Source organism: Actinomadura sp. WAC 06369 (assembly GCF_003947565.1).
Taxonomy (GTDB): domain Bacteria; phylum Actinomycetota; class Actinomycetes; order Streptosporangiales; family Streptosporangiaceae; genus Spirillospora; species Spirillospora rifamycini.
The window spans coordinates 18,906-33,438 of the sequence record NZ_QHJN01000088.1; the positions used below are offsets into that span (position 1 = coordinate 18,906).

Annotated in this window: 15 protein-coding genes; 9 read left to right on the forward strand and 6 right to left on the reverse strand. The window is 74.2% G+C overall.

All coding sequences use genetic code 11. The features are described from left to right. The first annotated feature begins 157 nt into the window (after positions 1-157). Both DMH08_RS23100 and DMH08_RS23105 read left to right on the forward strand, forming a co-directional pair. Positions 158-2,008 (forward strand): trypsin-like peptidase domain-containing protein, encoded by a 1,851-nt coding sequence (locus tag DMH08_RS23100; protein WP_125617660.1) that lies wholly within the window; start codon positions 158-160, stop codon positions 2,006-2,008. A 103-nt stretch (positions 2,009-2,111) separates the two neighbouring features. Further along, complete coding sequence (locus DMH08_RS23105) at positions 2,112-2,465, forward strand: sec-independent translocase (protein ID WP_026401317.1); 354 nt, start codon at positions 2,112-2,114, stop codon at positions 2,463-2,465. Positions 2,466-2,538: 73 nt separating this feature from the next. Here DMH08_RS23105 and DMH08_RS23110 read toward each other — a convergent pair whose 3' ends face one another. The 3 genes from DMH08_RS23110 to DMH08_RS23120 all read right to left on the reverse strand — a co-directional run bounded on the left by DMH08_RS23110 (position 2,539) and on the right by DMH08_RS23120 (position 5,590). Next, complete coding sequence (locus DMH08_RS23110; protein WP_125617662.1) at positions 2,539-3,678, reverse strand: Mrp/NBP35 family ATP-binding protein; 1,140 nt, start codon at positions 3,676-3,678, stop codon at positions 2,539-2,541. 119 nt (positions 3,679-3,797) lie between these two features. Next, positions 3,798-4,292, reverse strand: a complete 495-nt coding sequence (locus DMH08_RS23115; protein WP_125617664.1) for a DUF1003 domain-containing protein — start codon at positions 4,290-4,292, stop codon at positions 3,798-3,800. Then, the gene (locus tag DMH08_RS23120) at positions 4,289-5,590 is read right to left on the reverse strand and encodes a magnesium transporter MgtE N-terminal domain-containing protein (RefSeq protein ID WP_026401314.1); all 1,302 of its coding nucleotides are present in this window, start codon (positions 5,588-5,590) and stop codon (positions 4,289-4,291) included. The genes DMH08_RS23115 and DMH08_RS23120 overlap by 4 nt, the downstream gene beginning before the upstream one ends. Positions 5,591-5,720: 130 nt before the next feature. Between DMH08_RS23120 and DMH08_RS23125 the strand changes: the two genes are divergently transcribed. After that, positions 5,721-6,629, forward strand: a complete 909-nt coding sequence (locus DMH08_RS23125) for an RNA polymerase sigma-70 factor (RefSeq protein WP_026401313.1) — start codon at positions 5,721-5,723, stop codon at positions 6,627-6,629. Here DMH08_RS23125 and DMH08_RS23130 read toward each other — a convergent pair. Beyond that, positions 6,626-7,153, reverse strand: coding sequence for a hypothetical protein (locus DMH08_RS23130; RefSeq protein WP_026401312.1), 528 nt, complete (start codon positions 7,151-7,153; stop codon positions 6,626-6,628). The genes DMH08_RS23125 and DMH08_RS23130 overlap by 4 nt on opposite strands. Positions 7,154-7,193: 40 nt before the next feature. Here DMH08_RS23130 and DMH08_RS23135 point away from each other — a divergent pair, with 40 nt between their 5' ends. Together DMH08_RS23135 and DMH08_RS23140 are read left to right on the forward strand one after the other, a co-directional pair. Continuing rightward, positions 7,194-8,135 carry an HpcH/HpaI aldolase/citrate lyase family protein gene (locus tag DMH08_RS23135; RefSeq protein ID WP_125617666.1) on the forward strand — a complete coding sequence of 314 codons (942 nt, stop codon included), beginning with the start codon at positions 7,194-7,196 and terminating at the stop codon, positions 8,133-8,135. Positions 8,136-8,198: 63 nt separating this feature from the next. Beyond that, positions 8,199-9,626: a CPBP family intramembrane glutamic endopeptidase gene (locus DMH08_RS23140; protein WP_125617668.1), complete on the forward strand. Its 1,428-nt coding sequence runs from the start codon at positions 8,199-8,201 to the stop codon at positions 9,624-9,626. Positions 9,627-9,669: 43 nt separating this feature from the next. On the opposite strand, the gene DMH08_RS23145 is transcribed toward DMH08_RS23140, so the two are convergent. Continuing rightward, positions 9,670-10,059, reverse strand: coding sequence for an NUDIX hydrolase (locus DMH08_RS23145; RefSeq protein WP_125617670.1), 390 nt, complete (start codon positions 10,057-10,059; stop codon positions 9,670-9,672). A 72-nt stretch (positions 10,060-10,131) separates the two neighbouring features. Here DMH08_RS23145 and DMH08_RS23150 point away from each other — a divergent pair, with 72 nt between their 5' ends. Genes DMH08_RS23150 through DMH08_RS23165 form a run of 4 tightly spaced genes read left to right on the forward strand, consistent with a single transcriptional unit; the run spans position 10,132 to position 13,280 of the window. Beyond that, complete coding sequence (locus DMH08_RS23150; RefSeq protein WP_026401309.1) at positions 10,132-10,779, forward strand: DUF6758 family protein; 648 nt, start codon at positions 10,132-10,134, stop codon at positions 10,777-10,779. 26 nt (positions 10,780-10,805) lie between these two features. Next, positions 10,806-11,651, forward strand: a complete 846-nt coding sequence (locus DMH08_RS23155) for a PHP domain-containing protein (protein WP_125617671.1) — start codon at positions 10,806-10,808, stop codon at positions 11,649-11,651. A 30-nt stretch (positions 11,652-11,681) separates the two neighbouring features. Further along, positions 11,682-12,389, forward strand: a complete 708-nt coding sequence (locus DMH08_RS23160; protein ID WP_026401307.1) for an MBL fold metallo-hydrolase — start codon at positions 11,682-11,684, stop codon at positions 12,387-12,389. A 3-nt stretch (positions 12,390-12,392) separates the two neighbouring features. Then, on the forward strand, positions 12,393-13,280 hold the full coding sequence (locus DMH08_RS23165; RefSeq protein ID WP_233617755.1) for a RecB family exonuclease: 888 nt from the start codon (positions 12,393-12,395) through the stop codon (positions 13,278-13,280). A gap of 4 nt (positions 13,281-13,284) precedes the next feature. On the opposite strand, the gene DMH08_RS23170 is transcribed toward DMH08_RS23165, so the two are convergent. After that, the gene (locus DMH08_RS23170) at positions 13,285-14,193 is read right to left on the reverse strand and encodes an oxygenase MpaB family protein (protein ID WP_125617673.1); all 909 of its coding nucleotides are present in this window, start codon (positions 14,191-14,193) and stop codon (positions 13,285-13,287) included. Between the last annotated feature and the right edge of the window lie 340 nt (positions 14,194-14,533).

A 14,533-nucleotide genomic window follows, 5' to 3' on the forward strand; every position in this document is an offset into this window, starting at 1 on the left:
CGACCGCCGGTCCGGGGCCGGCGCGATCGATGGATAGCCTTGGGGGCACCGGACGGGCGGCGCCGCTCGGCGCAGCGCGCGGTTTACGCTCGCCACATGCCTCACGGGGCAGCATGAGCACGGATGACGAGGACCATGCTCGGTAGGAGAGATGGGGATGACGGAAGACAACCGCGGGCCGTTCCGGGCTTCCACGGAGGACGATGACGCCGTCCCCGCGGGAGACCCGGGACGGCAGGAGGCGGCGGCTCCTCCCGAGACGGTGACCGACCAGGAGTTCCCCGCCGGCCCGGGCGACGACGCGTCCGGCGCGGCGGCCGGCGCGGCCGCGGCCGGCCGGCGCGGGGAGGAGCCCGGCGACGACGCCGAGCCGTTCGCCGCCGACCCGGCGGAACGGCCGGATCCGGCCGGGGCCTCCGACGGCGACCGCCTGGTCGCGGGCGGCGCGCAGAGCGGCTTCGCGCCGCCGGACGGCCCGTTCGGCGAGACCGCCGAGGACATCCCGGCGCAGGACGCCGGGGTGCCCGGCCCGCAGGAGGTCCCGCTCCAGGAGGGCTCCGCCCGGAACGTGCCCCCGCCGCCGTCGCTCGAGAAGCACGCGCCGCCCGACCAGCCGCCGCCGGCGCCGCTCGACCCGCCGCCCGCACCGGACGGCCCCGACGGGCGCCCCCGCCCCGGGTTCGTCCCCTACGACCAGGCGCCGCCCGCGCCGGGCGGCATGTACGGGCCCGGCGGCTGGGCGTCGCAGCAGCACGGGCAGCCCGGCCCGCCCCCCGGCGGACCGGTCGGCGGCCCGCCGCCCGCGCCGATGGGCCCGCCGCCCGGCGGCCCGCAGGCCGCCGGGTTCGGCGGCCCGCCGAACTGGGCGCCGGTGCCCGCACCGCCGCCCTCGTCCCGCACCGGCCCCGGCCTCGGGCTGCTCGCCGTCATCGCGCTGATCGTGGCGCTGGTGGCGGGCGCGGTCGGCGCCGGCGTCGGCGTCATCGCGACCGACGGGGACGACGGCGCGGTCAGCCTCGGCGGCGGCAGCGGCTCCTCCTCCGGCGGCGCCGCGCCGAACCGGCCGCCGGACTCGGTGGCGGGCGTCGCGAGCCGGGTCCTGCCCAGCGTCGTGATGATCCGCGTGCAGTCCGCGCAGGGCGAGGTCGGCGGCACCGGCTTCATCGTCGAGGGCGGCTACATCATCACCAACAACCACGTCGTGTCGGGCGGCGGCTCCGGCGGGCGCATCGAGGTCGTGTTCAACGACAAGAAGACGCTGCCCGCCACGATCAAGGGCACCGACCCCGGCACCGACATCGCGGTGATCAAGCCGGAGGGCGACCACGAGCTCAAGGCGCTCCAGCTCGGCGACTCCGCGGCCCTCGCCGTCGGCGACCCGGTGATCGCGATCGGCTCGCCGCTCGGCCTGCAGGGCTCGGTCACCACCGGCATCGTCTCGTCCCTCAACCGCGCGGTGCCGATCGGCGACGAGGGCGGCGGCGAGTCGTCCTACCTCAACGCCATCCAGACCGACGCGGCCATCAACCCCGGCAACTCGGGCGGCCCGCTGGTCGACATGAAGGGCCGCGTGATCGGCATCAACACCGCGATCGCGACCGTCGGCGGCCAGACGATGGGCGGCGAGCAGCAGGGCGGCAACATCGGCCTCGGCTTCGCGATCCCGATCAACCAGGGCAAGCGGATCGCCGAGGAGATCATCGCGAACGGCCGGGTCCGCCAGGCGCTGCTCGGCGTCCTGCCCGACCCGCGCTACCAGCAGGGCGGCGCGCGGATCCTGCCCGAGCCGGTCCAGGGCCAGCAGCCGGTCACCCCGAACGGCCCGGCCGACAAGGCGGGCATCAAGCCCGGCGACGTCATCACCAAGGTCGACGGGCGGCCGATCCAGGACGCCACCGACCTGATCGCGCAGATCCGCAGCCGCGCCCCCGGCGACCAGGTCAAGGTGACGTACGAGCGGGACGGCCGCGAGAGCACCGTCACGGTGACGCTGGCCGCCTCGTCGTAGCGTCCGGGGGGATGTTCAGGTCCGGTTCATCCGGGCTGGGGATACGCTGGGGGGACCGTCCCGCGCGGGGCGGTCCCCCTGGGCATGGCGTGTGGAGGACGGTTTGTTCGACGTCGGACTCGGTGAGATGGCGGTGCTCGTCGTCCTCGCTTTGGTCATCTTCGGAGACAGGCTGCCCCAGGTCGCCGGGCAGGCGGGGCGGATGCTGCGGCAGGTGCGCCAGATGGCGAACTCGGCGCGCAACGACCTGCAGGAAGGGCTCGGCCCGGAGTTCAAGGACTTCGACATCGCCGACCTGAACCCCAAGACGTTCGTCCGCAAGCACCTGCTCGAGGACGACGACGACTACCGGCCCGCCGCCAACGGCAAGATCTTCGACGACGAGCCGTCCTTCGCGACGGCCGCGGGCGAACTCGACCGGGACGAGCGCCCCCCGTTCGACAACGAGGCCACCTGACGCCGCCCCCGCGGCCGCACCGACGCGCGAAGGCCCCGTCCCGAGGAGGGACGGGGCCTTCGCGCGTCGTGCGTCAGCGGCGCTTGGGGGAGATGCCGAGCGACATCCCCGCGAGGCCGCGGCTGCGGCCGCCCAGCGTGTCGGCGATCGTCCGCAGCTCCTTCGCGGCGCCGGCGTCCGGGTCGGACAGCACCAGCGGGACGCCCTCGTCGCCGCCCTCGCGCAGCCGCGGGTCGATCTGCACCTGGCCGAGCAGCGGCACCCGGGTGCCGAGCGTCTGCGTCAGCGCGTCCGCGACCGTCTGGCCGCCGCCGGACCCGAAGATGTCCTGCCGCTCGCCGCAGTGCGCGCACGCCAGGTACGACATGTTCTCGATCACGCCGACGACCTGCTGGTGCGTCTGCGCGGCGATCGCGCCCGCCCGCTCGGCGACCTCGGCGGCCGCCTGCTGCGGCGTCGTCACCACGAGGATCTCCGCGGACGGCAGCAGCTGCGCCACCGAGATCGCGATGTCGCCGGTGCCCGGGGGCAGGTCCATCAGCAGGACGTCGAGGTCGCCCCAGTAGACGTCCGCGAGGAACTGCTGCAGCGCCCGGTGCAGCATCGGCCCGCGCCACACGACCGGCTGGTTCCCGGCGGTGAACATCCCCACCGAGATCACCTTCACGTCGTGCGACGACGGCGGCATGATCATGTCCTCGACCTTGGTGGGCGGGTTCTGCACGCCCAGCATCCGCGGGATCGAGTGGCCGTAGATGTCGGCGTCGACGACGCCGACCTTGCGGCCCTGCGCCGCGAGGGCCGCCGCCAGGTTCACCGTCACCGACGACTTGCCGACGCCGCCCTTGCCGCTCGCGACCGCGTACACCTTGGTCAGCGAGTTCGGCTTGGCGAACGGGATCTCCTTGGCGGGCTCCCCGCCGCGCAGCTTCGTCTGGAGCGCCTTGCGCTGCTCCTCGCTCATGACGTCCAGTTCGACCTGGACGGACGTGACGCCGTCGAGCCGGGACACGGCCTCGGTGACGCTGTTGGTCAGGGTGTCCTTCATCGGGCACCCGGCCACGGTCAGGTACACGCCGACCTTCACCGCGCCGTCCGGCGCGATGTCGACGCCCTTGACCATGTCGAGCTCGGTGATGGGCTTACGGATCTCAGGATCGTTCACCGTGGCGAGCGCCGCGGTCACCTGCTCGGTCGTCAACTCGGAGGCCATGCGTCCATGGTATGGACTGTGGCGCCTTACTGAACACTCGGGTGTCGGACGTCATAGCCGCCCGGCCTCCGGCGCCGGGGCGCCTGCGGCCGGGGGCCCGCCCCCTCCCCGGGGCGGGGTTAGCGGGCGGGGTCTTTGGATTCGAGTTCTCTGAGGATCTGCTGGAGCTCCGAGCGCAGGAAGTCGCGGGTGACGACCTCGTTCAGCGCCACCCGCAGGCCCGCGATCTCCCGGGTCAGGTACTCGGTGTCGGCGGTCGTCCGCTCGGTGCGGGCGCGGTCCTGCTCGTACTGGACGCGGTCGCGGTCGTCCTGCCGGTTCTGCGCGAGCAGGATCAGCGGCGCCGCGTAGGACGCCTGGAGCGACAGCATCAGCGTCAGGAAGATGAACGGGTACGGGTCCCAGCGCAGTTCGGGCGGCCCGAACCAGTTCCAGGCGATCCACACGATGATGAACACCGTCATGTAGACGAGGAACCGGGCGGTGCCGAGGAAACGCGCGATGCGCTCCGACAGCCGTCCGAACGACTCGGGGTCGTAGTGCGGGCGCGGGACGAGGCTGCGGCGGTAGCGCCGCGGCTGGTCCAGGCGGGTCGTCTCCAGGCGCGTGGTCATGTCCTCCCCCGGAGGGCCTCTTCCTCGGGATCCGAGGCCGGCTCCTGCGCGCCCGCGTCCATCACGGCCTCCCGCCAGTCCGCGGGCAGCAGATGGTCGAGCACGTCGTCGATGGTCACCGAGCCGAGCAGGTGGCCGTTCTCGTCCACCACGGCGCCGGCGACCAGGTTGTAGGCGGCCAGCAGCATCGCGACCTCCTCCAGCGTCATCCCCGGCCGCAGCGGGTCGAGTTCCGCGTCGACGACCGCGCTGACCAGCGTGCGGGGCGGTTCGCGCAGGAGCCGCTGGAAGTGGACGGTGCCGAGGTACCGGCCGGTCGGGGTGGCGGTGGGCGGCCGGCACACGTACACCTGCGCGGCGAGCGCCGGGTTCAGCTCGGGCGCGCGGATCAGCGCGAGGGCCTCGGCGACCGTCGCGTCCGGCGCGACGATCACCGGGTCGGTCGTCATCAGGCCGCCGGCGGTGTAGTCCTCGTAGGACAGCAGTCGGCGGACGGGCGCCGCCTCGTGCGGCTCCATCAGCGCGAGCAGCCGCTCCCGCTGCTCGTCCGGCAGCTCGCCGAGCAGGTCGGCGGCGTCGTCGGGGTCCATCGCCTCCAGGACGTCGGCGGCCCGTTCGGCCTGCAGCGTCCCGAGGATCTCGATCTGGTCGTCCTGCGGCAGTTCCTCGAGGATGTCGGCGAGCCGCTCGTCGCCGAGCGCGTCGGCGACCTCCGCGCGGCGCTTCTCCGGCATGTCGTGGATGACGCCGGCGAGGTCGGCGGGCTTCATCCGCTCGAACGCCGCGATCAGCCCGGCCGCGCCCTGCCCGTGCTCGACGGCCGAGAAGCCCTCGACCGCGTCCCAGTCGACGACGAGGCTCTCGCCGCGGCGCCGCAGCCCCCGCTTCGTGTGCCGCCGCACCGCCACCTTCGACAGCAGCCAGTCGCGCGTGCGGGTCGGCTCCATCGCCACGTCCACGACCGAGACCGGTTCCGCGGTGTCGCAGAACCGCACCGTCCGGTCGAGCATCTCGGCGATGACGAGCGTCTCCGACTCCCGCTGCCGGAACCGGCGGATGTTCAACCGGCCGTCGAAGATGATCGCGTCCGACTCGATCACCGTGACGCGGGTGATCGGCAGGAACACCGGCCGCCGCGGCTGCACCTCCACGACGAGCCCGAGCACCCGCGGCGGCCGCGGCGCGAGCCGCAGCGCGACGACGACGTCGCGGACCCGGCCGACCTGATCGCCCACCGGATCGAACACCGCGATTCCGGCGAGCCGGGCGATGAACACCCGTGTCGGAGATGCGCTCATGGCCAGGACACTACCCATGATCGAACGGACGATCCGGCCGCGCCCGTCATCTCCGTCACATAGCGGACGCCACGCCTGGAGCCGCCCGCGGGCCGGTGGGCATCATGGGGGCGGACGAAGGGAGATCGCGATGGTCGGAACGGTCCAGGCCGCGGACGAGACGTTCGAGGAGCACCGGAGTCTGCTGTTCGCGGTCGCCTACCGGATGCTGGGCACGGCCGCCGACTCCGAGGACGCCGTGCAGGACGCCTGGCTGCGCTGGTCGTCCGCCGACCGGTCGGACGTCCGCGATCCGCGCGGCTACCTCGTCCGGATCACCACCAACATCGCGCTCGACCGGCTGCGGAGCGCGCGGGCGCAGCGCGAGACGTACGTGGGGCCGTGGCTGCCCGAGCCGATGCTGACCGCCCCGGACGTCGCGGACGACGCCGAGCTCGCGGAGTCGGTGTCGCTGGCGCTGCTGGTCGTCCTGGAGACGCTCAGCCCGCTGGAGCGGGCGGTGTTCGTCCTCAAGGAGGCGTTCGGCTACCCGTACGCGGAGATCGCCGCGGCGCTCGACCGGTCGGAGGCGTCGGTGCGGCAGCTGGGGGCCCGCGCCCGCAAGCACGTGGAGGCGCGGCGGCCCCGGTTCGCGGCCGCCGGCGCGGAGCGCCGCGCCGCCACCGACCGGTTCCTCGACGCGGTCATGGGCGGCGACGTGAACCGGCTGATGGAGGTCCTCGCCCCCGACGTCGCCATGTGGACGGACGGCGGCGGCAAGGTGCGCGCGGCGATGCGGCCGATCGTCGGGGCGGCGAAGGTCGCGCGGTTCATCGGCGCGATCGCCCAGGTGCCCTACGCGGGCGTCGAGCCCGCCGACATGCGGCTGCGGCGGGCGGACGTCAACGGCCGTCCGGGGCTCGTCATCGACGCGCCGGACCGGACGCTCTGCACGCTGACCGTGGAGTTCGACGAGGACGGCCGGGTGGAGGCCATCCACATGGTGTCGAACCCGGACAAGCTCGGCGCCGTGGCGGAGGGGCGGGAGCTGGTGCTCTAGCGGTCGGCGGCGCGGCGGCGGGCGCCGGCCAGCCGGGGCGGCGGCCCCGCGGTCGTCGCCGGGGACGGCACCGGGCGGACGTGCGCGTAGTCGCCGGACGGCTCGATCTCCTCGCCCGTCGGCGTCAGCCGGATGACCCACGACCCGGTGGCCCAGCGCTCGATCTGCTCCGCGTGCGCCGCGGCGTTCAGCCGGTCCTTCGCGAGCTTGGGCGCGACGTCGTCCCACAGCTCGGTGCCGGGGCGGACGTGCTCGCACGCGGCGACGAACGCGACGAGCCGTCCGCCCTTGTCCTTGCTGCGCAGGATCACGGTCACCCGGTCGGCCTCGGGCAGGCCGGGGAGCGGCTGCTCGCCCTCGCCGCCCGTCAGCACGTACGCCGACCCCTCGTGCCAGACGTGCCACGCCGCCCGCGGTTGCGGCAGTCCCGGGAGGTCGAGCCACAGCAGTCCCGACTTCCTGGCCGCCTCCTCCACCAGCGCCGCGCTCAGCGCGTGCGCCGAAGGCGCGTTCGGGTCACCCATGCTCCGCAGCGTCTCACACCCGGTGGATACGATCCGCCCCATGCGCTCACGACGTACCACGCTCGCGGTCCCCGGCAGCAACCCCCGGTTCATCGAGAAGGCGCAGGGACTGCCCGCCGACGAGATCTTCCTCGATCTGGAGGACGCCGTCGCGCCGTCCGCGAAGGAGGCGGCGCGCGCGTCGGTCGTGGCGGCGCTCAACGAGGGGGACTGGACGGGCAAGATCCGCGTCGTGCGGGTCAACGACCTCGACACCCCGTTCGCGTACCGGGACGTCATCGAGGTCGTCGAGGGCGCGGGCGCGAACCTCGACGCGATCATGCTGCCGAAGGTGCGGGAGCCCTCGCACGTCCAGTGGCTCGACCGGCTCCTCACCCAGATCGAGGGCGCGATGGGGTACGAGCCCGGACGCATCGGTATCGAAGCCCAAATCGAGGACGCACGGGGCATGACGCGCATCGACGACATCGCGGCGTCGTCGCCCCGGCTGGAGACCCTCGTGTTCGGCCCCGGCGACTTCATGGCGTCGATCAACATGAAGACGCTCGTCGTGGGGGAGCAGCCGCCCGGCTACACCGAGGGCGACGCCTACCACTACATCCTGATGCGCATCCTGCTGGCCGCCCGCGCGCACGACCTGCAGGCCGTCGACGGCCCCTACTTCAACGTCCGGGACGCCGTCGGGTTCGAGCGCGCCGCGCGCCGCTCCGCCGCCCTCGGCTTCGACGGCAAGTGGGTGCTGCACCCGTCGCAGATCGACGCCGGGAACGCGATCTTCTCCCCGGCGCAGGACGACTACGACCACGCCGAGCTGATCCTCGACGCCTACGACCACGCGGTCAACGTCGAGGGGCGGGGCGCGGCGATGCTCGGCGACGAGATGATCGACGAGGCGTCCCGGAAGATGGCGCTCGTGATCGCCGCGAAGGGCCGCGCCGCCGGGCTGTCCCGGACGCGTACGTTCGAGCCCGCCGGGAACTGACCGACCGTACGATTCGTCCACGCATACCAAGGCGCGACGCGTCGGTCGATGAGAAGGGGACGCATGTCTGACCAGGAGGACGCGAACGGCTGGGCGCCGCTCGATCCCGACATCGGAGACGGGCGGGCACGTCCTCCTGCACCGGAGCCTCCTGCACCGGAGCCCCCGGCAGCGGACGGGCCGGTCCCGCCGCCCGCGCAGTCGGCGCCGCCGCACGAGGCGGGCGGCCCCCCGGCGTGGGGACGGCCCTACGGCGCGCAGCACCCCCAGCCCGGCCAGCCTTACCCGAGCCAGCCCTACCCCGGGCAGCACACCGGGGCGCATCCGGCTTGGGGGCAGCAGCAGCCCGACCCGTACGGGTACCACTACCCGCAGCAGTACCCGTACGGCCCCGGCCAGGGCGGCTACCCGCAGCCGGTGAAGCGGCCCTGGATCGTCCCCTCGCCGCGCGGGGTGCCGTTCCACCGGATGGCGCGGACGGACGCGCACTCCTGGTGGCGCCCGCTCGTCGGCACCGTGACGATCATCGTGGTCGGGCTCGGCATCGGCGGCGTCCTCGGCGTCATCGGGCTGGTCGTCCAGATGATGGTGTCGGACGACGACCCGGCGCTGCTCGACGACCCGACCGGCACGTCGTTCTTCGGCAACGACACGGCCGACATCGCCTACGCGCTGCTGTCCCTGGCGGTGTTCCTGCCGCTGGTCGCGTTCGTGGCGTGGGGGATCCAGCGGCGGCGCCCCGGGACGCTGTCGTCGGTCGCCGGACGGCTGCGCTGGCGGTGGATGCTCGCGTGCTCGGGCATGGCCGTCGTGTTCTGCGCGGTGTCGTTCGGCCTGTCGATGGCCGCGGGCGCGTCCGTCGAGGACGACCCGGCCGGTTCGGCCGCCGAGGGATCGTGGGTCGGCTGGGGCGACTTCCTCCTGCCGGCGCTCGTGATCGTGGCGCTCGTCCCGTTCCAGTCGGCGGCCGAGGAGTACTTCTTCCGCGGCTGGCTGATGCAGGCGATCGGCGCGTGCACGCTGGAGAAGGCCCGCAACGGGTTCGCGCGGGCGCTGAGCGTCGTGTTCCGCACCCCGTGGCCCGGCATCGTCATCGGCGCGGCGCTGTTCACGTCCGGGCACGGCTACACCGGCTGGGGGATGCTCGACATCTTCCTCTTCGGCGCGCTCGCCGGGTGGCTCACCGTGCGGACCGGCGGCCTGGAGTGCACGATCGCGCTGCACGTGTTCAACAACCTGATGGCGTTCCTGCTCCCGGCGGCGCTCGGCGAGCTGAGCCTGGAGCAGGGCGGGATCCCGTGGCAGTACGTCCTCGCGGACGTCGCCTCGATGGCCGTGTACGCGGTCGGCATCGTGCTGCTCGCGCGCCGGTTCAAGGTCCGGACGGTCACGCCCGGCGAGGGCCCCGCCGACGGCGCGGACCCGGCCGACCCGGGCCCCGACGCGCCGCGGCGTCCCGGGGACGTGCCGGGCGCCCAGCCGGTCGTCTAGGCGGTCGTCCAGGAGCAGGTCCGGCCGGTCGTCCGGCCGCGGCTCACACGACGCCCCACTCCGTGAGGGCGTCGAGCAGGCCGGGCACGAGGGGGAGGTCCCGCAGTTCGGCGGGCGCCGCCCAGCGGACGTCCGCGGCGTCGTCCCCGGCGCGCGGCGTCCCGCCGAGCACGGTGGCGGCGTAGTCGTGGATCTCGTACACGACGCCGCCCGGCCCGTCCCGTTCGACGGTGCCGACGAGCGCGCCGGCGCGCACCCGCAGCCCCGTCTCCTCGAGCAGCTCGCGTACGACGGCCGCGGCGTCGTCCTCGCCCGGCTCCACGCGGCCGCCCGGCACCGACCAGCGTCCCGCGCCGGGCGGCCGGCCGCGCAGCACCAGCAGCAGCCGCCCCTCCCGGTCCCGGACGATCGCGCCCACGCACCGTTCCCGCATGCCTCCATTTTGTCCCGTCTTTCCCGGGCGCGCCTTGACGGGCGGGGGAGCCGCCGCGCATGGTGGGGAATCATGAGGGCGGAGCCCACATGCCCGCGATGCGGGTCCCAGGTGCAGGCGCCGGGCCTCTGGTCGAGCGACTGGAGCTGCGGCGTGCACGGCGCCGTACTTCCGAGGCAGCCGCCGGTCCGGCCGGGGCCGGACGCCCTCGCGGTCGTCCTGCGGGACGTGCGCGTCCCGGTGTGGACGCCGTGGCCGCTGCCGCTCAACTGGCTCGTCACCGGGTTCACCACCGTGGGGGACGAGCGCGACGGCGCGCGCGCGTGCGGTGTCGCGCTGTCGGGGCCGGGACTGCTGGGCGGGCCCGCCGACATGATGCTGATCGCCGAGGAACCGGGCATCGGGCTCGGCGCCCACTACGCGGGGCTGGACGGGGCCGACCCCGGCGAGGAGTTCGACGGCAGCCCCCCGCACGCCAAGATCGGCGTCAGCGGCCCGGCGGCGACCCCCGGGCACACCGTCCCGCTGTGGTCGGTCGGCCGCGAACCGGACCGGGCCGTCTTCGTCGGCGAGGCCCTCGGCAACTGGCTGTGGGCCGTCCTGTGGCCCGCGGACGCGGGCGTGCTCATGCTCGAGGAGCTGAACCTCCTCGACCTCCGCGAACCCGGAATGGAAATGGACCTCCCCTACGGCGCCTACAGCTGCAAGCTCGACCTCTGACACACACGCGCGCCTAGGCTGTGGGAATGGTGATCGACCTCCATGTCCACAGCGACGTGTCCGACGGCACGCGCCCGCCCGCCGAGGTGATGCGGCGCGCGCGCGGCAACGGCGTGGACGTCGTCGCCCTGACCGACCACGACACCACCGCCGGATGGGACGCCGCCGCGGCGGCCCTCCCGGACGGCCTGACGCTCGTCCCCGGGATCGAGCTGTCGTGCGTCCACGAGGGCAGGAGCCTGCACATGCTCGGCTACCTGTTCGACCCCGCCGAGCCCGTTCTGGCGGCCGAACTCGCCCGCATCCGCGACGACCGCGTGGTCCGGGCGCGCGCGATGGTCGACCGGCTCCGCGGGCTCGGCGTGGACGTGGCGTGGGAGCGGGTCCGCGAGCTCGCGCGGGGCGAGGCCGTCGGCCGCCCGCACATCGCCCAGGCGATGCTGGAGGCCGGGGCCGTCCGGTCCCACGACGAGGCGTTCACCCGCGACTGGATCGCCGAGGGCGGCCGCGCCCACGTCGGCCGGTACGCGCTCGACCCCGAGCGCGCGGTCGCGCTCGTCCGCGCGGCCGGCGGCGCGTGCGTCCTGGCGCACCCGCGGGCGGGGCGCCGCGGCTACGCGTTCCCGGACGAGCTGGTCGAGCGGCTCGCCGCCGCCGGGCTCGCCGGCGTCGAGACCGACCACCCCGACCACGCCCCCGAGGATCGCGCCCACCTGCGCGGACTCGCCGCGTCGCTCGGTCTCGTCGTCACCGGGTCCAGCGACGACCACGGCGCGCCCACCGGCGACCGCATCGGCGCCGAGACCACCGCCCCCGCCGCCTACGAGGCCCTCGTCGGCGCCGCCCGCGGCACCGTTTCGCCGTTGCCCTGAACCGGTTGCGCGGCGCGGTAGGGTGCCTGCGTGGACGCGCGCATCGAACAGGTGGTGACGTCGGGCAAGCTGACCCTGGACGACACCGAGTACGACGTCGAGAACAACACCTACATCGTCGGCGACGACGACGAGGTCATCGTCATCGACCCGGCGTTCGACGCCGAGGCCATCCTCGAGAAGGTGGGCGAGCGCGAGGTCATGGCCGTGCTGCTCACCGACGGCAACGAGCACCGGCTGAGCGTCGTGCTCGAGGTCGCCGCCGCCGGCGAGGAGGACGAGGAGAACTGGGCGCCGATCGCGCTGCACCGCGCCGACCGGCTGCTGTGGCGCGACTACTTCGGCCGCCTCGCCAAGGAAGAGGAGGACGAGGACGACGCCAAGGCGCTGCGGTCCCTCGAACCCGACATCTGGCTGGAGGACGGCGGCGTCTTCGAGATCGCCGACGCCCAGCTCGAGATCGTCCAGACCCCGGGGCACACCCCCGGCAGCGTCTGCGTGATCAGCGAGCAGCTCGGCGTGCTGTTCTCCGGCGACACCCTGCACCGCGGCCGTCCGGGTTCCATCGGCGGCGCCTTCGACGACCTGCGCCGGCAGCTCAACGCGATCGGCGCGCTGCTCGACCCGCTGCCCCGCGACCTGCAGGTCATGCCCGCCCAGGGCGACGAGACCACCGTCGGCGAGGAGAACGCCCGCTGGGAGTCCTGGGGCGACATGGCGCGCGAGGACACCGACTGACGCGTGGCCGCCGAGCAGCTCGGCTTCGACGGCATGCCCGAACGCCTGTACGCGTGCACGCCGTCGCGGCTCAACACCTGGCAGGACTGCCCCCGCCGCTACCGGATGACCTACCTCGATCGTCCGATGCCGCCGAAGGGGCCCGCGTGGGCGCACAACAGCTTCGGCGCCAGCGTCCACAACGCGCTGGCCGCGTGGTGGCGGCTGCCCGAGGCCGAGCGGACGCCCGCCGCCGCCGGGTCCCTGCTGGTCCGCGGGTGGATCACCGAGGGGTACCGCGACGCCGAGCAGTCCGCCGCGCAGCGCGAGCGGGCCCGCGACATGGCCGAACGCTACGTCGCGGGCCTCGACCCGTCCGACGAGCCGGTCGGCGTCGAGCGGACGGTCGCGACCCGCACCGCCCGCATCGCCGTCTCCGGCCGCATCGACCGCCTGGACGCCCGCGGCGGCGAACTCGTCGTCGTCGACTACAAGACGGGGCGCCGCCCCCTCACGTCCGACGACGCCCGCGGGTCGCTCGCCCTCGCGATCTACGCGGTCGCGGCGTCCCGGGTGCTGCGCCGGCCCTGCCGCCGCGTCGAGCTGCACCACCTGCCGTCCGGGGAGGTCGCGGCGTGGGAGCACACCGCCGACTCCCTCGACCGCCATCTCGGCCGTGCGGAGGACCTCGCCGCCGAGGCGTCCGCGGCCGACGACGACTACCGGTCCCGGGTGCCGAAGCCGCGCCGGGGCGAGGCCGCCCGGCCGGTCGACCACGCCCCGTTCGACGCGCGGTTCCCGGCCCGTCCGGGCCCGCTCTGCGGGTGGTGCGACTTCGCGCGCCACTGCCCCGAGGGCCGCGAGGCCGCCCCGCGCAAGGAGCCCTGGGCGGCGCTCCCGGTCGACGCCTGACGCGTCAGACCGCGCCGGCGGTCTGGCGGGCGGGCCAGCGCCGGGGGTCGCGCAGCCCGTACAGGCCCTTGCTGAGGTCGTAGCCCTCGGCGCTCAGCCGCCGCCGCGCGCGGTCGAGCATGTCGCGGGTGTTCTGGGCGAACGCGTAGTCGTGCAGCCGCTCCGGCACGGAGTTCATCGTCATCCGGAACGAGCGCAGCGCGGCGGTGACGGCCGGCTGCGGCACCTCCGGCAGCACCCCGTACATGGCGCGGGCCCAGTCCGGCAGCGAGTAGTAGCAGAGGGCCCCGAACGGGAACCAGCCCGGCTTGCCGGGCGCGAGGAACTTCAGGTTCTCCGGCAGCGCCGGCCACATCAGGAACCGGACGGTCTCGGCGGCCTCCTCGGTGACCCGCAGGTGCGGCCGCATGCTCGCGAAGTACTGCTCCATCTCCGCGACGCTCCCCGGGACGTCCTCCGCGTGCAGGCCCACGTGGACGGCCGACTGCCGCTGCTCGTCCAGGTACCGGTCCGCCATGGCGTCCGTCAGCGGCAGCCCGGCCCGCCGCGCGACCTCCAGGTAGGAGTACACCTCGGCGCAGTGCACCCACAGCAGCAGCTCGGGCTGGTCGAGCCGCTCCTTCTTGCCGGTGTCGTGGTTGAGGATGCGCAGGCTCCGGTGGATCTCGCGCACCCGGTAGGCGGCGGCCTCGACCTCCTCCTCGCTGCCGAACGTCGAGAGCCCCACGAAGTCGGACGTCCGCTGGAGCCGTCCGAACGGGTCCTCCCGGAAGTTCGAGTTCTGCCAGACGCCCCACATGGCCACCGGGTGCAGGGCCTGGAGCATGAGGCTGCGGACGCCCCCGACCCACATGGCCCGGTCGATGTGCACGCGCCAGGTGACGCTTTCGGGTGGCTGGACGGTCGCCGACATACGCACCTCCGTGAGACAAACTCCGGTAAGTGTGTCATTACCTGCCGGCCGATGCGACATCGCCCCCCGCGCCCGCACATAGGGCGACGTCGCGGCCATGTCGGACCCGTCCCGCACCCATTGCCCGACCGATTCCGACTCCTTCCCTTGTCGATAACGATCAAGGGGGACGAGCACCGGAGGGACCCGCGGGCGCGCCCGGCGCCCGGACCCGAAGGGGAGACCATGGCACTCACAGCAGGCAGGCCGCTCGCCGCGGCCGCCGCGGCCCTCGCCGCCGCGGGCGTCCTGGCCGCGCCCGCGCTGGCCGACTCCGGGACGCGGACGTACCAGGCGGTGC